Source organism: Pseudomonas koreensis (assembly GCF_036668835.1).
GTDB lineage: Bacteria > Pseudomonadota > Gammaproteobacteria > Pseudomonadales > Pseudomonadaceae > Aquipseudomonas > Aquipseudomonas koreensis_I.
The window spans coordinates 64,131-82,868 of record NZ_JAZEVW010000009.1; the positions used below are offsets into that span (position 1 = coordinate 64,131).

The window sequence follows — 18,738 nt, forward strand, 5'->3', positions numbered from 1 at the left end:
CGCTTACTGGATTTGTCGCCACATGATACGACGGCTGCCGCCACCGCCCTTTTCCTTGATCATCGTAAGTTTGCCACTTGTATCGCCCGCAACCTTATCCTCAGCATTTTGGGAGATAAAATTTAGGGTCGGAATACCGCCGGTGAATACCACCCCACTGGAGATAGTGTCATTACCGTCCACGACCCTATCGTTCGTAGTGTCGAGCACCGCATAGTTGAGCATCTTACCGCTGAACGCATCGAGTTCGATTAGCTTGCCAGTCCCCAAACTCGAACAAGGATCGGTGGTATCGACGCTGGCCGTGGTAAACACGACGCGCCCCAGCACAATGCTCGCCTGATTGATCACCCGCTCGCCGGTCAGCACGTTGTTATACACCAGCGGCAAGTACCAGCCCTTCTCGCCCGGATACGTCGTCTCATTCTGCGTGGTGGTCACGAACTGCCCGGTGCTGCCGGAGAACGACCCGGTAATCGCCTGCGCCTGCAAGCTGCTGACAGTAATTTGTCCCGAACCGCCATCGGCGTCCCATACCGAATAGAACGCTTGCAAATCCTTGTTGCTCTTGTCGGCGGTTTCGTTGAATTTGCCGGTGCCGAAGAACACCTGCTTGCCACCCTGCGGGTTATCCGCCAGCAGCGGTTGCGCGGTGATCGGTTGCGTCGCCCCGCCCGGTGCGGTGAACAACGGTTTGCCGGCAAACGCCACGCCCCAGCTTTCCGGGGCCGTCGCACTCAAGTCGAATTTCCACATGCGCCCCTTCAGGTCTCCGCCGTAGGCAGCCTGGACCACATTCGACGAATTGACCCTGAGCTCCACCGAAGACAGGCCATTGGTGGTTTCCGTATTGTCGATAACGATTTTCCTGATCAACGAGCCATCGCGCACATCCAGCACGTACAGCGCCGCGACGCCGGAATTGCTGCCGTAGCCATTGGCAATGAACGCGGCCCAGCGACCATCGGCCAAGCGTGCCACTTCCGGTCGTGCGTAGGCGTAACCCAGGTCATTGAATGCGCTGGCCGTGTTGGCGCTGACCGGCGCACTGACTTCCCACAGCGCACGGATCACGTTACCCGCCGAGGCGTCGAACAGTTGCAGCCCGTAGAAGGTTTTACCGCCGGCACCGGTGCCGCCAATCGCCAGGGTCTTCCAGGTAGTGCCGGACTGCACGTCGAAAACTCCGATCTGTCCATCCACGAGAAACTTGTGGCTGACGCCGTTGACGTAGTTGGTGTCGGCGATCAGGCGCAACGACGGCAGCACGCTGGATGGCATGTAAGCATAACGGCGCGTGCCGTTCGCCGAATTGATCACGTTGACGAAGCCGTCGTTGGCGTTGACCACCAGACTGCTGTTCATGTTGGCCGCTTTGGTCGCCAGGTAAGTGGTGTAACTGGTATCGGCGGACAGATCGGACGCGGTCTTGTCCGCAGGCGACGCAAGCACCAGCGGCGAATTGATGATGTCGCCGAGCAACACGCTGCGCACTTTGAGCCCGGCCTTGTTGGTGCCTTTGCTCCATTCCACCAGATCATTGCCAGTGATGCCGGTGGGCAAGCCCTGATTGAGCGTGGTTTGCTGCGCGGGCGAAAAGTTGCCGAAGGCTAGGGATATCGGCGCGTTGCTCACGGTGTTCCACGACTGGAAAGTCGGTGCCGTGGCGGACGGTACGATGGTCGTGTCGGTGGTCCACTGCGCGCTGGACGTATTCACCGTGCCGGTCGAGGTAAAGCCGAACGATCTGATTGTCCCGCGCCAATCCTTGGGGTCGTAAGTAGTCTGATAAAAACTGCTGCCACTGCTCAACGAACTGCTACTGGCGACACCGGCACCGCCGGAGCCGGCCTTGGAAGTGATGTCACTCAAGGCCGACGATAATGCCGCGTTGAGTCCGGAGCTGTCGGTGGCCTGGTAATACCGGCCCTGCCCATAACTGGCGGCGTCGGACAGCATGTCGTTATCGGCAGCGAAACCCACGGTGTAGGTGTTCATGTTCTGCTTGGGAAAATCCACCGCGTTCCAGCTTTTGCCGGCCGCATCGGTGCCGGTCGAGCGCATGTCGATGTCGAAGGCAAACTTGGCGATGTCATCCAGATACAGCGTATCGCCCTCACCATCGCCGTTGAGGTTGTCGCCGTCATTGTTGACGCCATCCCAGTTCGGCAATCGATTACCGCCCAAGGGGTCGTTGGTCGGGAAGGTTCGGTCGTAGGTCGGCAAGCCGTCGGTTATCACCACGCCGTAGTTTTTCTGGCAGCGATATTGAATCGGGCTGGTGTAGGTGCTCGGCGTGCCGTTGTAGAAAGGTGCGATGCCGCGCATGTAACGGGTGATCTCGTAATAGCTTTCCGCCAAAGGCGTGTTGGCCACCGCGTTCAAACCGTTGATTGATGAAATCAGCGCGTTGTAGTTGGTATCGGCTTGCGCCTGGGTCACGCTGCCCGCCACCGGCGACAAATCGGTAATCGCGCGAGGGATGAAACCTCCGTTACCGGGGTTGGCGCTGGTGGCCGGGTTGAATGTCGCCAACCCCATGCGCAAGGTACGGTTGCTGCTGACCAGCGCGGTCGAGACGTTGCGCGCCACGTTCATCCGGTAATCATTGGGAATCGCCCCGGTGGTGAAGTCGCGGGTGCCGTTGCTGATCGCCAGACTGACGATGTAGGAAATGTAATCGGCGGAATAGCGGGTGTTCTCGTTGCCCACCGGGTCAGGCAGTTTCAGGCACAACGGTGTTGGACTGTTGTTGTAAAACGCATAGGCGCCGCCGGAGCAACCCGAGTTCGGCAGGCTCGAGAGAAACACCAGGTCGCCGGTGATCTGCGGAGCATTCAGCGCGGAGCACAATCCGAGAAAGGCATTGCACTGCCGCGCCGGTGTGCGGTTGACGTTCGGATCAAAACCGGCGGCATAAATGATGCTGTTCATGCTCCCCGAATCGTCGATCAGCAGCATCACGTTCGGCGGCACGGCGGCTGCGCTCAGCAAAGGCGAGTCGGAGGGCGTGAAGGCGTAGGCCGGCGTACTCAGATAGAAACTCAGGAGCATGCCGAGCAGCAACGTCCGGCAGCGCTCAAAACTTCGCATACACACTCTCCAGCACACTGCGCGAGCTACCGGCGATGCCGACAGCAGTGACCCGGTACAGGGTCGCCGAGGTGTTGCTCGGTACGTTGACGGCGGTCAATGTCGTGCCGATGTTCTGCACGCCATAAAAGCCGTTGCCGGCAGCGACCCAGGTCACTCCCGATGCCGAGTTGAGCCCCGCTGCGCTGACCACCGTCGATTCTGCCGGTGGCGCACATTGCGTAGTACCGCTGCACACCGCCAGCGAATAACTGTCCAGTTGCACGGCGCTTTCGCCAATGCGCAGCGCGGCCTCGGCAGCCTGGAACGACTGATTACGCAGGCTGACGCTGCCAGCCATTTTTTCCTGCAGGTTGGCGCTCTGCATCGATGACAGACCAATCAAAGTCAGCAGCAACAGAAACACCAGACTTACCAGCAAGACCATGCCGCGTTGCGCATGCCGTTGATGCAGAGAGATCCTCATGGTCGTCCCCTCACTGCAAGCGGTTGCGCAAGGCGGCAACCACATTGAAGGTTTGACTGGCGACCCGATTGTTCGGATCGGTGAGGGTCAGGCTCAGCCGCACACTGCGAATGCGCGCCGCATCGCTGGGGTTGGCGCTGTAGGTTGACGCCGCGATATCCGTCGCCGAACTGGCCAGGCCGAACATCACGTTGAAAGCGCTGACGTTATTGACCAGCACCTGTTGGGCCGGGTTGCCGCTGCCGGTGCCCATCAGGATCTGATTGTTGCTGAAGCTGTAGATCAACCGCCGGATCGGAAACGCGATCTGCCCGCTGGCCGCGGTTCGTAATCCGGTATACGCGACGGCGCTGTTGCGGCAATCGGAGAGCACCGTCCAGGTCGGCGTACCGCCAGCGTTGCCGACATCGGCGGTGACCAGAGTCAGTTTCAGGTTGGCATTGTCCCAATTGATCGGCGCGAGCTGCGCCGCGTTGAAATCGCCGGCACTGCTGGAATCGGTGATGGTGCCGAGACAACCAAACATGCCGACCATGCGGATTTCCTGAATCATCTTGCTCAATACAAAGCGCGCATCTTCCTGCATCGCCGCGGCGCTGTTCTGGCTGACGTAGGTGTTTTTTGCGGCGATGAAAATCTGCACCACGCCGAGTACCACGATCAGGCCCAGCGCCAGGGCGACCAGCAACTCGATCAGGCCGAAACCCTGTTGCTGACGCTTCATGGCGACACCACCGGATCAACCGCCGCGCGACTGCTGAGGACGAAACTGCGTGTGGCCGTTGCGGTGTTGGCGGCGCGCGCGTCGTTCCAGGTGATGGTGATGGTGTACACGCGCTGATTGCGGGTGATGCTGCCCGTGGCGGTCGGGCCGCCGAAGTTGGCAATGTTGGTGGTGAAATCGTAGAGATCCTGATCCCGCGCGACCGAAAGATTGCCCGAAGTCGGCGGCGTGGCGGTGTAGTCGGCAGCGGAATTGGCGCGGATGCGGTCCATCATGTCGTAGGCGATGAAACTGGCCTGGCTGGTCATCCGCGAGCTGTCGGTGTACTTCAGCGCATTGAGTTGCACTGCCGCCGCGCCAAGCAAGCCGACCGTGAGAATCAGCAACGCGACCAGCACCTCGATCAGCGTCATTCCTCGCTGCGTCCGTTGACTCCCTGCCCTCATCCGCAATTTCCACCCAATTGAATTCGTCCGTTCAAACACACGTTCAGCGTCCTGCTTTGCGTACCCAGCGTGTAACTGATGACCACCGCCGTCGACGGCGCCGCCAGACCGCCGAGATTATTGAAATCCAGTGCGGTCACTCCTGAGGGTAGCGTCAGAGTCGCGCCGCTGCTCATCGCTGGAACAACCCGCAACACATTGGCCGGATTGCCAGTACTGTCGTAGACCGCCAGCTCACCGGCCCAGATGCTACCGCCAGCCGTTGGCCGCAAACGGGTGGTGACACCGCGGTTGATCGCCTCAAGGCGGGCAAAGTTGATCGCTCGTTGCAAGTCACCCATCTCGGTATCGGCCTTGCTGCCCTGTATCGAACGGGTAAAAGCCGGGACCGCCAAAGTGATCAGGACCAGAAACACGGCGATCGCCACGAGCAACTCGATCAGCGTGAAACCTTTTGTACGAAGATCCATCGATGCCCTCCGTTGCCGTCGGCTATACCTGCTTCTACACGCTAGAACATTCAGCCGACCTGTGTCGGTTGATTTGCCCTGCCCGGCGCACGGAGCGCGCCATCCATCACGTTCCACGGAGGGAGTCTTCATGTCTCAACACGGTTTCAGCCTGATCGAATTGCTTATGGGACTGGCGATCGGCGCAATTGTTCTGCTGCTGGTAAGCCCCGCGCTTGCCAGCCTTAAAGAGTCGAGCCACCGCGAGCAGGCGGCGCAGTCCTTGTTCGAGGGCATCCGCAACGCCCGCAGCCTGGCCATCACGCGTAATCAGAGCGTGGTGATTCATGGCATCAACGGCGACTGGAGTCAGGGCTGGCGGATCATTCTCGACATCAGTGGCAAAGGCGCCAAAGACGTCAGCAATCCGCTGCTGGTGGAACAGGCAAGTGCCATGCAGGTGCCGATTGTCGGCAATTGGGCAGTCAGTCGATATGTGCGCTTCAGCAGTCTGGGACAACCGCTGATGCCCGGGCGGGCGTTTCAGGCAGGGACGTTACACGTCTGCTCGATGCACGAGCCGGTCAGCCAGCAGCAGATTGTGCTGGCCGCGACCGGTCGCGTGCGCCTGAGCCGCGCGAAGGCGGAACAGGCGCTGTGTCAGCAAGCCAAGCGGGTCAGATCGAACGCACGCGCAGCTCTTTAGGCATCGAGAAAGTGATGTTCTCCTCGCGCCCGGCCAGCTCATCGGCGCCGGTGGCGCCCCAGGCTTGCAACTGCTGGATCACCCCGCGCACCAGCACTTCCGGGGCAGAGGCACCGGCGGTGATGCCGATCCGCTCGACGCCATCGAACCAGCTCTTTTGCAGGTCTTCGGCGCCGTCGATCAGGTAGGCCGGGGTGGCCATGCGTTCGGCGAGTTCGCGCAGACGATTGGAGTTGGAGCTGTTCGGGCTGCCGACCACCAGCACTACGTCGCATTCGTCGGCCAATTGCTTGACCGCGTCCTGACGGTTTTGCGTGGCGTAGCAGATGTCGTCCTTGCGCGGGCCGCCAATTGCCGGAAACCGTGTGCGCAAGGCGTCGATAACGCGACTGGTGTCGTCCATCGACAGGGTCGTCTGGGTGACGAACGCGAGTTTTTCCGGGTTGCGCACTTGCAGTTCTGCCACGTCTTTTTCGTCTTCGACGAGGTAGATCGCGCCGCCATTACTGGCATCGTACTGGCCCATGGTGCCTTCGACTTCCGGGTGCCCGGCGTGACCGATCAGGATGCACTCACGGCCATCGCGACTGTATTTGGCGACTTCGATATGCACCTTGGTCACCAGCGGACAGGTGGCGTCGAAGACTTTCAGGCCACGACCGGCGGCTTCATTGCGCACGGCCTGGGAAACGCCGTGGGCACTGAAGATCACGATGACGTCGTCGGGCACTTGATCGAGTTCCTCGACGAAAATCGCGCCACGACTGCGCAGGTCCTCGACGACGAACTTGTTGTGCACCACTTCATGACGCACGTAGATCGGCGGTCCGAAGACTTCCAGAGCGCGGTTGACGATTTCGATCGCCCGGTCCACGCCGGCGCAGAAGCCACGGGGGTTGGCGAGTTTGATTTGCATGCTGTGCCTCGTGTCTTGCGCGCAAGAAATAGCGAATTCTGTGGAAAACAGTGTGGGAGCGAGCTTGCTCGCGAAAGCGGTGTGTCAGACAACATTAACGTTGAATGTCAGTCAGCATTCGCGAGCAGGCTCGCTCCCACATTGGTTTTGCATTATCACTCAGATCGCTTTGACAGAAATGATTTCCACGTCAAAGGTCAGCGTCTTGCCGGACAGCGGGTGGTTGAAGTCGACGGTCACTTGCGCGTCGTCGAACTCTTTTACCACGCCCGGCAGTTCAGTATTGGCCGCATCGTTGAAGATCACCAGCAGGCCCGGCGACAGCTCCATGTCGGCGAACTGCGAACGCGGGATGACCTGGACGTTTTGCGGGTTCGGCTGGCCGAAGGCGTTTTCCGGCTCGACGGTCAGCGTGCGCTTGTCGCCGGCCTTGAAGCCGAACAGTGCCGCTTCGAAACCCGGCAGCAGGTTGCCATCGCCGACCTTGAAGGTCGCCGGGGCTTTGTCGAACGTGCTGTCGACGGTGTCGCCGTTTTCCAGGCGCAGTGCGAAATGCAAAGTGACTTCCGTGTTCTGGCCGATGCGTTGCTCAGCCGATACCTGTTCAGTCATGAGCGGTCTCTTCGGTTTTCTTCGGTTTGAACATGTCCAGCGCCAGCATGATCGCACCTACGGTGATCGCGCTGTCGGCGAAGTTGAACGCCGGGAAGTACCAGCGGTTCTGCCAGTGCACCAGAATGAAGTCGATCACATGGCCCAGGGCGATGCGGTCGTACAGATTGCCCAGCGCGCCGCCCAACACCAGCGCCAGCGCGATGGCCAGCCAGGTGTCGTTGCGGCCCAGGCGCTTGAGCCAGATCACCAGCACACAGCTGACCACGATGGCGATCAGGGCGAACAGCCAGCGCTGCCAGCCGGAGCTGTCAGCCAGGAAGCTGAATGCCGCGCCGGTGTTGTAGGCCAGAGTCCAGCTGAACAGATCGGGAATGATCACGATCTGCTGGAACATCTCGAGCTTGCCTTCGAAGTAGAACTTGCTGGCCTGGTCAATGACCAGAACCAGCAGGCTCAACCATAGCCAGCTCAACCGTCCGAAACGGCCAATGGCATCAGGCATAGTGACGAACCTCGCCAGCGCCGCTGATGTTGTCGACGCAACGACCGCAGATTTCCGGATGCTCCGGGTTCACGCCGACGTCTTCGCGGCAGTGCCAGCAACGGGCGCACTTCGGGAAGGCCGATTTGACGATCTTCAGTTTCAGACCACTGACTTCGGTCGCAACCGCGTCCGCTGGAGCCTGAACAAACGGCGCAACGCTGGCGGTCGAAGTGATCAACACGAAGCGCAGTTCGTTGCTCAGTTTTTCCAGATCGGCACTCAGCGCGTCTTCGGCGTACAGCGTCACTTCGGCCTGCAGGTTGCCACCGACGGCTTTGGCCGCGCGCTGGATTTCCATTTCCTTGTTGACCGCTGCCTTGACCGCCATCACACGGTCCCAGTATTCGCGGCCCAGCTCGACGTTGTCCGGCAGTTCGGTCAGGCCTTCGTACCAGGTGTTGAGCATGACCGATTCGTTACGCTCGCCCGGCAGGTATTCCCACAGTTCGTCAGCGGTGAAGGCGAGGATCGGCGCGATCCAGCGCACCAGCGCTTCGCAGATGTGGAACAGCGCGGTTTGCGCCGAACGGCGGGCCTTGCTGTTGGCGCCAGTGGTGTACTGACGGTCCTTGATGATGTCGAGGTAGAAACCGCCCAGCTCCTGCACGCAGAAGTTATGGATCTTCGAGTAGACGTTCCAGAAACGGTATTCGCCGTAGTGCTCTTGCAGCTCGCGTTGCAGCAGCAAGGTACGGTCGACCGCCCAACGATCCAGCGCGAGCATTTCTTCCGCCGGCAGGAGGTCGGTGGCCGGGTTGAAGCCGCTCAGGTTGGAAAGCAGGAAGCGCGCAGTGTTACGGATACGACGATAGGCGTCGGCGCTGCGTTGCAGGATCTGGTCGGACACGGCCATTTCGCCGGAGTAGTCGGTCGAAGCGACCCACAGACGCATGATGTCGGCGCCCAGAGTGTCGTTGACTTTCTGCGGCGCGATCACGTTGCCCAGCGATTTGGACATCTTGCGCCCAGCTTCGTCGACGGTGAAACCGTGGGTCAGCAGCTCGCGGTACGGCGCGTGGTTGTCGATGGCGCAGCCGGTCAGCAGCGATGAATGGAACCAGCCACGATGTTGGTCCGAGCCTTCCAGGTACAGGTCGGCACGCGGGCCGCTCTCGTGACCCATCGGGTGCGAACCGCGCAGGACGTGCCAGTGCGTGGTGCCCGAATCGAACCAGACATCGAGGGTGTCGCTGATCTTGTCGTACAGCGGCGCTTCATCGCCAAGCAGTTCGGCCGCGTCCATCTTGAACCAGGCTTCGATGCCTTCGACTTCAACGCGCTTGGCCACTTCTTCCATCAGCTCGACGGTGCGTGGGTGCAGTTCGCCGCTTTCCTTGTTCAGGAAGAACGGGATCGGCACGCCCCAGTTGCGCTGACGCGAGATGCACCAGTCCGGACGGTTGGCGATCATCGAGTGCAGTCGCGCCTGGCCCCAGGCCGGGACGAATTTGGTGTCTTCGATGGCTTTGAGCGAGCGCACACGCAGGGTGTCGCCGCTGGTTGGCTCCTTGTCCATGCCGATGAACCACTGCGCAGTCGCGCGGTAGATCAGCGGAGTCTTGTGGCGCCAGCAGTGCATGTAGCTGTGTTCGATGACGGTGGTGTGCATCAGCGCACCGACTTCGGTCAGCTTGTCGACGATGGCCGGGTTGGCCTTCCAGATGAACTGGCCGCCAAAGAATTCCAGCGACGGCACGTAAACGCCGTTGCTCTGCACCGGGTTGAGGATGTCGTCGTTGACCATGCCGTACTTCTTGCAGGTCACGAAGTCGTCCACGCCGTAGGCCGGAGCGGAGTGAACCACACCGGTGCCGGCGCCCAGTTCGACGTAGTCAGCCAGATATACCGGCGACAGACGGTCGTAGAACGGATGACGGAAGTTGATCAGTTCGAGTTGTTTACCGGTGGTGGTGGCGATGACCGAGCCTTCGACGCCATAACGGGTCAGGCAGGCTTCAACCAGTTCCTCAGCCAGTACCAGCAACTTGTCGCCGATATCCACCAGCGCATAGTTGAATTCCGGGTGAACGTTCAGCGCCTGGTTGGCCGGGATGGTCCACGGGGTGGTGGTCCAGATCACGATCGCCGCAGGCTTGCTCAGCGACGGCAGGCCGAACGCGGCAGCCAGTTTGGCTTCGTCAGCGATCGGGAACGCGACATCGATGGTCGAGGACTTTTTGTTCTCGTACTCGACCTCCGCCTCAGCCAGCGCCGAACCGCAGTCGAAGCACCAGTTCACCGGCTTCAAGCCCTTGAAGACGAAACCACCCTTGACGATTTCGGCGAGGGCGCGGATTTCACCGGCCTCGTTCTTGAAGTCCATGGTCTTGTACGGGTTGGCCCAATCGCCCAGCACGCCGAGACGGATGAATTCGGACTTCTGCCCTTCGATCTGCTCGGTGGCGTAGGCACGGCACAGTTCGCGGGTCTTGTCCGCGCCCAGGTTCTTGCCGTGGGTCACTTCGACCTTGTGTTCGATCGGCAGGCCGTGGCAGTCCCAACCCGGAACGTACGGCGCGTCGAAGCCCGACAGGGTCTTCGAGCGGATGATCATGTCCTTGAGAATCTTGTTCAGTGCGTGACCGATGTGGATCGTGCCGTTGGCATACGGAGGGCCGTCATGCAGAACGAACTTCGGACGATCCTTGCCAATCTCGCGCAACTTTCCGTACAGGCCAATACTGTCCCAGCGCTGCAGGATCTGCGGTTCGCGCTGTGGCAGGCCGGCCTTCATTGGGAAGGCGGTGTCCGGAAGGTTTAGCGTGGCTTTATAGTCGGTCATTTAAGGCTCTTTATTAGCGATGGGCGCTAGGTGCGGCTAGTGCACGGGCGGCGGCGACATCCGCGTTGATCGCCGTTTTCAGTGCCTCCAGGGAGGCGAAACGCTGCTCTTCACGCAGCTTCTGGTGGAAAACCACCGTCAAACGCCGGTCATACAGATCGCCGGCAAAATCTAAAAGATGGACTTCGAGGTGGGCCTTGCCATCACCTTGTACCGTGGGCCGCACGCCAATATTGGCGACACCGGGCCAGGTCTTGCCGTCGATATCGACATTCACCAGATACACCCCGGTGAACGGCACGCGACGACGTTTGAGTTGCACATTGGCAGTGGGCGTACCCAGTTGCCGGGCCAGCTTCTGGCCATGCAGCACACGACCGGCGATCCGGTAAGGGCGGCCGAGCAAGCGTTCGGCCAAAGCGAAATCGGCCGCGGCCAGGGCGTTGCGCACTTGCGTGCTGCTGACGCGAATGCCGTCCAGCTCGACGGTTTGCGCGGCTTCAACGCTGAAACCGTGCATCTGCCCGGCCTGCAGCAGAAAATCAAAATCGCCGAGGCGATCGCAACCGAAACGGAAATCGTCACCGACCTCCAGATGCTGCACGCCCAAGCCATCCACCAGGATGGTGTCGACGAACTCACTGGCGCTGAGCTTGCTCAAGCGCTGGTTGAACGCCAGGCACAACACCCGGTCGACGCCTTCGGCAGCCAGCAGTTGCAGCTTGTCGCGCAAGCGGGCCAGACGTGCCGGCGCGGTGTCGGGGGCAAAGAATTCCCGTGGCTGCGGCTCGAAAATCACCACGCAGCTGGGTACGCCCAACTCGAGCGCACGCTCACGCAGCCGGGCCAGGATAGCCTGGTGACCACGGTGAACACCGTCAAAGTTGCCAATAGTGGCGACGCAGCCCCGATGCTGGGGGCGCAAGTTGTGGAGGCCTCGAACCAGCTGCATAACGCGCTTCTTGCTCATAAAGTGGTCGATTATAACCACACCCGACGGCCGACGACAGGCAACACCGTAACGCAAAGTGATCGAGCCGACAAAACTGCCGGCCCACGCCTGTGGATAAAGGCTGAAACCTCAGCTCAGGGCCTTGCGATTGAAGTCACGCAGACGGAAACCGAGCAGTAGCAACATGCCGAAATAGGCCACCACGCCAGCAACCACCAGAGCGCCAAGACGCAGGAAGCGTTCTAGCATATGCCCCTCGTCCCAAGCCGGCATGAAACGCATGCCCGCCAGCAACACCGCCGACATGACCGCAACCGCCACGACCAGCTTGAAGCCGAACTTGCCCCAGCCCGGCTGCGGCTGATACATCTTCTGCTTGCGCAATTGATAGAACAGCAGCCCGGCATTCAGGCAGGCCCCGGCACTGATCGCCAGCGCCAGACCGGCATGGGCCAGCGGACCGATCAATACCAGGTTGAACAACTGCGTGCAGACCAGGGTGAAGATGGCGATTTTCACCGGCGTGCGAATGTTCTGTTGCGCATAAAAGCCCGGCGCCAGCACTTTGATCACGATGATCCCCAGCAAGCCGACCGAATAGGCAATCAAAGCACGCTGGGTCATTTCGGCGTCGAAACCGCTGAACTGGCCGTACTGGAACAGCGAAACCGTCAGCGGCTCGGCGAGAATCCCCAACGCCAGCGCGCACGGCAACACCAGCACGAAGCACAAGCGCAGGCCCCAATCGAGAATCCGCGAATATTCGTGGCGATCCTTGTTGGCGTAGGTCTTTGCCAGCGTCGGCAACAGGATCGTACCGAGCGCCACACCGAGGACACCGGACGGCAATTCCATCAAACGGTCGGCGTAATACATCCACGACACGGAGCCGGCGACCAGAAACGAGGCGAAAATCGTGTTGATGATCAGCGAAATCTGGCTGACCGAAACCCCGAGAATCGCCGGCAGCATCTGCTTCATCACCCGCCATACGCCGGTATCGCGCAGGTTCAGGCGCGGCAGCACGAGCATGCCGATCTTTTTCAGGTGCGGCAGTTGATAGAGCAGCTGCGCCAGACCACCAACCAGCACCGCCCAGCCAAGGGCCATGACCGGCGGATCGAAGTACGGCGTAAGGAACAGCGCAAACACGATCATGCTGACGTTGAGCAGCGTCGGCACGAACGCCGGCACGGAAAAACGGTTCCAGGTATTGAGGATGGCGCCGGCCAGCGAGGACAACGAGATCAGCAATATATAAGGAAAGGTCACCCGCAGCAGATCAGAGGTGAGCTGGAATTTTTCCGGCGTGTCGGTAAAACCCGGCGCCGTCGCCCAGATCACCCAAGGCGCAGCGAGCATACCCAATGCCGTGACGAGCGCCAGCACCAGGGTCAGCAGGCCGGTCACGTAAGCAATGAATGTACGCGTCGCCTCTTCACCCTTCTGGCTTTTGTACTCGGCGAGAATCGGCACGAAGGCCTGGGAAAAAGCACCCTCGGCAAAGATTCGCCGCAGGAGGTTGGGCAGCTTGAACGCAATAAAGAAGGCGTCCGTGGCCATACCGGCGCCGAATATGCGCGCGATCAACGTGTCCCGTACAAAACCCAGAACCCGGGAAAGCATGGTGATAGAGCTGACCGCGGCCAGCGATTTGAGCAGATTCATTGAGAGAATGGGTGCCTGTCGATAAACAGCAGGCGAACAATGCGCCTACTTGTGCGATACTCCGCGCCGCAACAGCACAGAGCCAAAGCTCGCGAGTTTACAGGTCAAGCGCCGGAAATAAATATCCCGCCTCTTTATACCTACCACTTAGCGGAACGATTCAAGTGCCCTTGACAAGACAAGTCTTCATCGGCATGATTCGCGGCCTATTTTGTTTGCTATTTCCTAAAAAGTCTTTCGAGGAGCTCGACGGTGGCCAACTCACCTTCCGCCAAAAAACGTGCAAAACAGGCTGAGAAGCGTCGCAGCCACAACGCCAGCCTGCGTTCCATGGTTCGCACCTACATCAAGAATGTAGTTAAAGCCATCGACGCAAAAGACGCTGAAAAAGCTCAAGCTGCATACGTTCTGGCTGTGCCAGTTATCGACCGCATGGCCGATAAAGGCATCATCCACAAGAACAAGGCTGCTCGTCATAAGAGCCGTCTGAATGGCCACGTCAAAGCGCTGAAAGAAGCTGCTTAATCGACGTAGTCATTAAAAAACCGACCTCAGGGTCGGTTTTTTATTGCCTGTGATTTGATCTGCGCCGAGAGCGAGACCGCGCCCAGCCTTCCAGAAGCCAACCGCCGCCTCGCATCGCTCGCGCCCGACTAACGTCGATCCAGCGAATTGAAAGAACGATTCATCGCCACGACATCGTCATGGCTCGGGTTCGGACCGAGCAACTGGAAGTGCCGGGGCAATTCATCTCGTATGGCTGACGCCCGCCCCTTGACCGCTAACGCCAGAGCCTTGCGCATGGTTTGCGCGTCGTAGTCACAGCAATAGCATGGCGTGCACGGCTGCTGCCGCCAGGACTCGTCAAGCGTACCGCCATCCACCGGATCAAAACCAACCTGATCCACCAAAGACATGACCGTCCCTTTGGCCTTTTGATCATCCCCCGCCACGGCTGCCGCCAGACGACCCTCAGCACCTCGCGCACGCCCCAGCTCAGCCAAGGTATAGGCCAGCAGGTTGTTGAAAGCCTTGATCACAGGACGCCCGATTTGCCGGGTAACCCAGATGCTTTCCGTCACTCCCTGATCGATCGCCTCGATTTTCGGATCGCGCAAACCGGGGTAGTAATTACTGGTATCGACGATCGGGACGCCGGGTGGCACAGAAGCAAACAGATCAGCAGGCAATGTGCTCAACGCCGGCAGCGGTATCGACAAAACGATCACATCCGCGCCCTCTATCGCGCCTCGAATATCTGCAGGCTCGACGCCAATCTCTTCAGCGAACGCACGCACGCCATCAACGCCTCTAGAGTTCGCCACACGGACCTCATGACCGGCAGCCTTAAGCTTGCGGGCGAGAACACCGCCAATATTGCCGGTGCCGATGATGCCGATTTTCATGATTCAAACCCCTCTTTAATGATTAGCTGCACCGATGTTAGGGGGCTGGTGTGATAATGGTAAGTACCGACCAAAAGGTGGGTAACTCACCTGCGAGGAAGAAATGGATCGAGAGTGGAACTGCGAAGACCCGCAAAATCGAAAGATCTGGGCCGAGGCAACGACTGAGACGCTTCGCATACTGGAAGGGAAATGGAAAATCATCATCCTCTGCCAACTGTTCGCGGCAAAGGGCGCGCTGCGCTTCTCGGATCTGGAAAAGCTGATCGACGGGATCAACCAGAAGATGCTGATTCAGCAGCTCAAGCAACTGGAAAAGGACGGTATTGTGTTGCGCACGGTGTACCCGCAGGTGCCACCCAGAGTGGAATATCAGCTCACGCCCATTGGCCACGCCCTCGGGCCGTCCATCCAGGCGCTGATTGAATGGGCAGAGATGCGGCGCGCTCAGCTCTGAAGCGCTTCAGACTGCAACCGACCCAATCCAAACGCCGGGATGCAGCGAGCCGGCCCGCACAAAATTGCCGGACCGGCTCGCACATCGTTTGGATTTGCAGCGCTTACTGCTGGACCGGCACCCACGGCAGGATCGGAATCGCCGTCACGGCATTCTGCGGACTGCCCTCGATCAAGCGATCGCTGTAGACCAGGTACACCAGCGTGTTGCGCTTCTTGTCGAGGAACCGCACCACCTGCATGGTCTTGAACACCAACGAAGTGCGCTCCTTGAACACCTCGTCGCCATCCTTCAGCTCACCCTTGAACTTGATTGGCCCCACCTGGCGGCAGGCGATCGACGCTTCCGCGCGATCCTCAGCCAGACCCAGACCACCCTTCACACCGCCAGTCTTGGCGCGCGACAGGTAGCAGGTCACGCCCTCGACCTTGGGATCATCAAAGGCTTCGACCACAATGCGGTCATTCGGACCGACGAACTTGAACACCGTCGACACCTGACCGATTTCTTCGGCCGAGGCCAGCAATGGCAGCGCCATCAGCAGACCCAACAATCCTTTTGCTACGCGCATCGAGTTTTCCTTAAACCAGAATCAGGTTGTCACGGTGAACCAGTTCCGGCTCCGCCATGTAACCAAGCAAACCGACAATCGCATCCGACGACTGACCGATGATTTTTTGTGCTTCCAGCGCGCTGTAGTTGGCCAGGCCGCGGGCGATCTCACGACCGTCCGGCGCCACGCAGACCACCATCTCACCGCGACGGAAGCTGCCCTGCACCAGTTTGACGCCCACCGGCAGCAGACTCTTGTTGCCTTGTGACAGCGCCGACACCGCACCGTCATCCAGCACCAGCGTGCCACGGGTTTGCAGGTGCCCGGCCAGCCACTGCTTGCGCGCCGCGAGCATGCCGCGCTCAGGCGAGAGCAAGGTACCGATGCGCTCGCCGGCCTTCAGGCGATCGAGCACTCGCTCCAGGCGCCCACCGACAATGATCGTGTGCGCACCGGAACGCGCCGCCAGACGCGCCGCGCGCAACTTGGTCTGCATGCCGCCACGCCCCAGCGCACCACCGGTGCCGCCCGCGACCGCGTCGAGGCTCGGATCATCGGCGCGCGCCTCGAAGATCATCTGCGCATCGGGGTTGTTGCGCGGATCGGCGTCGAACATGCCGTCGCGATCGGTGAGGATCACCAGCAGATCCGCTTCGACCAGGTTGGCCACCAGCGCCGCCAGCGTGTCGTTGTCGCCAAAACGGATTTCGTCAGTGACCACGGTGTCGTTTTCGTTGATCACCGGAATGACTTTCAGCTCGACCAGCGCGCGCAGGGTGCTGCGGGCATTGAGGTAGCGCTTGCGGTCGGAGAGGTCATCGTGCGTCAAGAGGATCTGCGCAGTGTGCCGGCCATGCTCGGCGAAGCTCGATTCCCATGCCTGCACCAGGCCCATCTGACCGATTGCCGCGGCCGCCTGAAGCTCGTGCATCGCACTGGGTCGCGCAGTCCAGCCCAAACGACTCATGCCGGCCGCCACCGCCCCGGAGGACACCAGCACCAACTCAACGCCAGCCTCATGCAAGGCCACCATCTGCTCGACCCAGACACTCATTGCCGCACGATCGAGCCCTTTGCCATCCGCTGTCAGCAAAGCGCTGCCGATCTTCACGACCCAACGCTGCGCACCTGTCACCTTGCTCCGCATCATCTTCAACCTTAGCTTGAGGGCAGCACGACCTGACACCACCCATGACGTTAATCGTGGCGATTGCTGACCAACGATCGATTTCCAGATACCAAAACGCCGCTCGATTGAGCGGCGCTTAAGTTTACTGCAACGAATCAGTCACGCACGTAAATGATTTTCGGACCGTCTTCGTCATCCACATCTTCTTCGTCCCAGTCATCGTCGCCGATGTCATGGACCGATTTCACGCCACTGCGACGCAGGGCACGCTTGTCATCCAGCGCCTGCAGCTGCGCGCGCGCCTCGTCTTCAATGCGCTGATCGAGATCGGCCAGCTCTTCCTTGTAGGCCGGGTCATTGGCCAGGCGATCGGCGCGATCTTCCATGTAACGCATGATGTCGTGACACAGACGCTCGGTACCGATCTTGGCGATCGCCGAAATCACGTACACCGGACCGGTCCACTCCAGGCGATCGACGATTTCCTTGACGCGAGCGTCGTGCTCTTCTTCAAGGATCTGATCGCATTTGTTCAATACCAGCCAGCGATCACGCTCGGCCAGCGACGGGCTGAACTTGATCAGCTCGTTGACGATCACTTCCGCCGCGTCCGGAGCACTGGAGTCATCCAGCGGCGCCATGTCGACGAGGTGCAGCAGCAGACGCGTGCGCGCCAGGTGCTTGAGGAAGCGAATGCCCAGACCGGCACCGTCGGAAGCGCCTTCGATCAGCCCCGGAATGTCGGCAACGACGAAGCTCTTCCAGCGATCGACGCTGACCACGCCGAGGTTTGGCACCAGCGTGGTGAACGGGTAATCGGCGACTTTCGGCTTGGCGGCCGAGACCGAACGGATAAAGGTACTTTTACCGGCATTCGGCAAACCCAGCAGACCGACGTCGGCCAGCACTTTCATTTCCAGTTTCAGGTCGCGCTGCTCGCCCGGCTTGCCCGGCGTAGTCTGGCGCGGTGCACGGTTGGTACTGGATTTGAACCGGGTGTTGCCCAGACCGTGCCAGCCGCCCTGCACCACCATCAGCTTCTGACCAGCCTTGGTCAGGTCACCGATGACTTCCTGGGTAGCGGAATCGATCACCGTAGTGCCGACCGGCACGCGCAGGATCAGGTCTTCGCCTTTTTTGCCGGTGCAGTCGGTACTGCCACCGTTGGAGCCACGCTCGGCATCGAAGTGCCGGGTGTAACGGTAGTCGACCAGGGTGTTGAGGTTTTCGTCGGCCATCATGTAGATGGAACCGCCATCACCGCCATCACCACCGTTCGGGCCACCGTTTTCGATGAATTTTTCCCGACGGAAACTCATGGCGCCATTGCCGCCATCACCAGCCTTTACGCGAATCGATACTTCATCAACAAACTTCATAACCAACGCCTCTCGCCGTACGGACGAGCCGAAAAACAATCAAGACATAAGACTCTTGCAAAAATGAGCGCAGCGACCCCAAGACACGACCTGCATCGCACGCCGACAGCCCATACAAACAGCTTTGCAAGAGACTCACCCCACAAACGAAAAAGCCCCGTCGCAAGACAGGGCTTCTCCAGCGATCTCGCGATTAAGCCGCGATTACGCTCACGTAACGACGACCGAAGGCGCCCTTTACTTCGAACTTGATCACGCCTTCGATTTTAGCGAAGAGAGTGTGATCCTTACCCATGCCAACGCCGTAGCCAGCGTGGAATTGGGTGCCGCGCTGACGCACGATGATGTTGCCGGCCTTGATGACCTGGCCGCCATACATCTTCACGCCAAGGCGTTTGGCTTCTGAGTCGCGACCGTTACGGGTACTACCACCAGCTTTTTTGTGTGCCATGA

The 18,738-nt window shown here is 59.9% G+C and carries 19 protein-coding genes; 3 read left to right on the plus strand and 16 right to left on the minus strand.

What is annotated here, in order from left to right; translation table 11 throughout:
* Positions 1 to 3 precede the first annotated feature (3 nt).
* Genes V6F91_RS22300 through V6F91_RS22320 form a run of 5 tightly spaced genes read right to left on the minus strand, consistent with a single transcriptional unit; the run spans position 4 to position 5,199 of the window.
* Positions 4 to 3,093 carry a pilus assembly protein gene (locus tag V6F91_RS22300; protein ID WP_332768236.1) on the minus strand — a complete coding sequence of 1,030 codons (3,090 nt, stop codon included), beginning with the start codon at positions 3,091 to 3,093 and terminating at the stop codon, positions 4 to 6.
* Complete coding sequence (locus V6F91_RS22305; protein WP_332768238.1) at positions 3,080 to 3,559, minus strand: pilus assembly PilX family protein; 480 nt, start codon at positions 3,557 to 3,559, stop codon at positions 3,080 to 3,082. The genes V6F91_RS22300 and V6F91_RS22305 overlap by 14 nt, the downstream gene beginning before the upstream one ends.
* A 10-nt stretch (positions 3,560 to 3,569) precedes the next feature.
* Positions 3,570 to 4,283, minus strand: coding sequence for a PilW family protein (locus tag V6F91_RS22310; RefSeq protein WP_332768240.1), 714 nt, complete (start codon positions 4,281 to 4,283; stop codon positions 3,570 to 3,572).
* The gene (pilV, locus tag V6F91_RS22315; RefSeq protein ID WP_332768242.1) at positions 4,280 to 4,729 is read right to left on the minus strand and encodes a type IV pilus modification protein PilV; all 450 of its coding nucleotides are present in this window, start codon (positions 4,727 to 4,729) and stop codon (positions 4,280 to 4,282) included. Before pilV ends, V6F91_RS22310 begins: the two co-directional genes overlap by 4 nt.
* Positions 4,726 to 5,199, minus strand: coding sequence for a GspH/FimT family pseudopilin (locus tag V6F91_RS22320; protein ID WP_332768244.1), 474 nt, complete (start codon positions 5,197 to 5,199; stop codon positions 4,726 to 4,728). Before V6F91_RS22320 ends, pilV begins: the two co-directional genes overlap by 4 nt.
* Positions 5,200 to 5,329: 130 nt before the next feature.
* Between V6F91_RS22320 and V6F91_RS22325 the strand changes: the two genes are divergently transcribed.
* A complete protein-coding gene (locus tag V6F91_RS22325; RefSeq protein ID WP_332768246.1) occupies positions 5,330 to 5,884 on the plus strand; it encodes a GspH/FimT family pseudopilin in 555 nt (184 codons plus the stop codon).
* On the opposite strand, the gene ispH is transcribed toward V6F91_RS22325, so the two are convergent.
* The 6 genes from ispH to murJ all read right to left on the minus strand — a co-directional run bounded on the left by ispH (position 5,856) and on the right by murJ (position 13,361).
* On the minus strand, positions 5,856 to 6,800 hold the full coding sequence (gene ispH, locus V6F91_RS22330) for a 4-hydroxy-3-methylbut-2-enyl diphosphate reductase (RefSeq protein WP_095139301.1): 945 nt from the start codon (positions 6,798 to 6,800) through the stop codon (positions 5,856 to 5,858). The genes V6F91_RS22325 and ispH overlap by 29 nt on opposite strands.
* A 159-nt stretch (positions 6,801 to 6,959) precedes the next feature.
* On the minus strand, positions 6,960 to 7,412 hold the full coding sequence (gene fkpB, locus V6F91_RS22335) for an FKBP-type peptidyl-prolyl cis-trans isomerase (protein ID WP_090286424.1): 453 nt from the start codon (positions 7,410 to 7,412) through the stop codon (positions 6,960 to 6,962).
* Positions 7,405 to 7,917 (minus strand): signal peptidase II, encoded by a 513-nt coding sequence (gene lspA / locus V6F91_RS22340; protein ID WP_332768250.1) that lies wholly within the window; start codon positions 7,915 to 7,917, stop codon positions 7,405 to 7,407. Before lspA ends, fkpB begins: the two co-directional genes overlap by 8 nt.
* Positions 7,910 to 10,741, minus strand: coding sequence for an isoleucine--tRNA ligase (gene ileS, locus V6F91_RS22345; RefSeq protein WP_332768252.1), 2,832 nt, complete (start codon positions 10,739 to 10,741; stop codon positions 7,910 to 7,912). The genes lspA and ileS overlap by 8 nt, the downstream gene beginning before the upstream one ends.
* A gap of 13 nt (positions 10,742 to 10,754) precedes the next feature.
* The gene (gene ribF, locus V6F91_RS22350) at positions 10,755 to 11,693 is read right to left on the minus strand and encodes a bifunctional riboflavin kinase/FAD synthetase (RefSeq protein WP_332768254.1); all 939 of its coding nucleotides are present in this window, start codon (positions 11,691 to 11,693) and stop codon (positions 10,755 to 10,757) included.
* Between the two features lie 129 nt (positions 11,694 to 11,822).
* A complete protein-coding gene (gene murJ / locus V6F91_RS22355; protein WP_332768256.1) occupies positions 11,823 to 13,361 on the minus strand; it encodes a murein biosynthesis integral membrane protein MurJ in 1,539 nt (512 codons plus the stop codon).
* Positions 13,362 to 13,613: 252 nt separating this feature from the next.
* On the opposite strand from murJ, the gene rpsT reads away from it, so the two are divergent.
* The gene (gene rpsT / locus V6F91_RS22360; RefSeq protein WP_003228351.1) at positions 13,614 to 13,886 is read left to right on the plus strand and encodes a 30S ribosomal protein S20; all 273 of its coding nucleotides are present in this window, start codon (positions 13,614 to 13,616) and stop codon (positions 13,884 to 13,886) included.
* Positions 13,887 to 14,014: 128 nt separating this feature from the next.
* On the opposite strand, the gene V6F91_RS22365 is transcribed toward rpsT, so the two are convergent.
* Entirely contained in the window at positions 14,015 to 14,767 is a 753-nt protein-coding gene (locus V6F91_RS22365; RefSeq protein ID WP_332768258.1) for an NADPH-dependent F420 reductase, read from the minus strand.
* A 103-nt stretch (positions 14,768 to 14,870) separates the two neighbouring features.
* On the opposite strand from V6F91_RS22365, the gene V6F91_RS22370 reads away from it, so the two are divergent.
* Positions 14,871 to 15,224, plus strand: a complete 354-nt coding sequence (locus V6F91_RS22370) for a helix-turn-helix domain-containing protein (RefSeq protein ID WP_332768259.1) — start codon at positions 14,871 to 14,873, stop codon at positions 15,222 to 15,224.
* A gap of 103 nt (positions 15,225 to 15,327) precedes the next feature.
* On the opposite strand, the gene V6F91_RS22375 is transcribed toward V6F91_RS22370, so the two are convergent.
* From V6F91_RS22375 to rpmA, 4 genes are all read right to left on the minus strand, one after another.
* On the minus strand, positions 15,328 to 15,795 hold the full coding sequence (locus tag V6F91_RS22375) for a CreA family protein (protein WP_166216509.1): 468 nt from the start codon (positions 15,793 to 15,795) through the stop codon (positions 15,328 to 15,330).
* A 10-nt stretch (positions 15,796 to 15,805) separates the two neighbouring features.
* Positions 15,806 to 16,924 (minus strand): glutamate 5-kinase, encoded by a 1,119-nt coding sequence (gene proB, locus V6F91_RS22380; protein ID WP_090286441.1) that lies wholly within the window; start codon positions 16,922 to 16,924, stop codon positions 15,806 to 15,808.
* Positions 16,925 to 17,061: 137 nt separating this feature from the next.
* A complete protein-coding gene (cgtA, locus tag V6F91_RS22385; RefSeq protein ID WP_332768261.1) occupies positions 17,062 to 18,285 on the minus strand; it encodes an Obg family GTPase CgtA in 1,224 nt (407 codons plus the stop codon).
* A gap of 193 nt (positions 18,286 to 18,478) precedes the next feature.
* Positions 18,479 to 18,736, minus strand: a complete 258-nt coding sequence (rpmA, locus tag V6F91_RS22390) for a 50S ribosomal protein L27 (RefSeq protein WP_016773121.1) — start codon at positions 18,734 to 18,736, stop codon at positions 18,479 to 18,481.
* Positions 18,737 to 18,738 lie beyond the last annotated feature (2 nt).

Excerpts from the sequence above, each read along its gene's own strand:
- fkpB (WP_090286424.1), bottom strand. The coding sequence starts at position 7,412 with ATGACTGAACAGGTATCGGCTGAGCAACGCATCGGCCAGAACACGGAA.
- pilV (WP_332768242.1), bottom strand. The coding sequence starts at position 4,729 with ATGAGGGCAGGGAGTCAACGGACGCAGCGAGGAATGACGCTGATCGAG.
- V6F91_RS22305 (WP_332768238.1), bottom strand. The coding sequence starts at position 3,559 with ATGAGGATCTCTCTGCATCAACGGCATGCGCAACGCGGCATGGTCTTG.
- ribF (WP_332768254.1), bottom strand. The coding sequence starts at position 11,693 with ATGCAGCTGGTTCGAGGCCTCCACAACTTGCGCCCCCAGCATCGGGGC.
- ispH (WP_095139301.1), bottom strand. The coding sequence starts at position 6,800 with ATGCAAATCAAACTCGCCAACCCCCGTGGCTTCTGCGCCGGCGTGGAC.
- proB (WP_090286441.1), bottom strand. The coding sequence starts at position 16,924 with ATGCGGAGCAAGGTGACAGGTGCGCAGCGTTGGGTCGTGAAGATCGGC.
- murJ (WP_332768256.1), bottom strand. The coding sequence starts at position 13,361 with ATGAATCTGCTCAAATCGCTGGCCGCGGTCAGCTCTATCACCATGCTT.
- lspA (WP_332768250.1), bottom strand. The coding sequence starts at position 7,917 with ATGCCTGATGCCATTGGCCGTTTCGGACGGTTGAGCTGGCTATGGTTG.
- V6F91_RS22310 (WP_332768240.1), bottom strand. The coding sequence starts at position 4,283 with ATGAAGCGTCAGCAACAGGGTTTCGGCCTGATCGAGTTGCTGGTCGCC.
- V6F91_RS22325 (WP_332768246.1), top strand. The coding sequence starts at position 5,330 with ATGTCTCAACACGGTTTCAGCCTGATCGAATTGCTTATGGGACTGGCG.
- V6F91_RS22365 (WP_332768258.1), bottom strand. The coding sequence starts at position 14,767 with ATGAAAATCGGCATCATCGGCACCGGCAATATTGGCGGTGTTCTCGCC.
- V6F91_RS22370 (WP_332768259.1), top strand. The coding sequence starts at position 14,871 with ATGGATCGAGAGTGGAACTGCGAAGACCCGCAAAATCGAAAGATCTGG.
- V6F91_RS22300 (WP_332768236.1), bottom strand. The coding sequence starts at position 3,093 with ATGCGAAGTTTTGAGCGCTGCCGGACGTTGCTGCTCGGCATGCTCCTG.
- cgtA (WP_332768261.1), bottom strand. The coding sequence starts at position 18,285 with ATGAAGTTTGTTGATGAAGTATCGATTCGCGTAAAGGCTGGTGATGGC.
- V6F91_RS22320 (WP_332768244.1), bottom strand. The coding sequence starts at position 5,199 with ATGGATCTTCGTACAAAAGGTTTCACGCTGATCGAGTTGCTCGTGGCG.
- rpmA (WP_016773121.1), bottom strand. The coding sequence starts at position 18,736 with ATGGCACACAAAAAAGCTGGTGGTAGTACCCGTAACGGTCGCGACTCA.
- ileS (WP_332768252.1), bottom strand. The coding sequence starts at position 10,741 with ATGACCGACTATAAAGCCACGCTAAACCTTCCGGACACCGCCTTCCCA.
- V6F91_RS22375 (WP_166216509.1), bottom strand. The coding sequence starts at position 15,795 with ATGCGCGTAGCAAAAGGATTGTTGGGTCTGCTGATGGCGCTGCCATTG.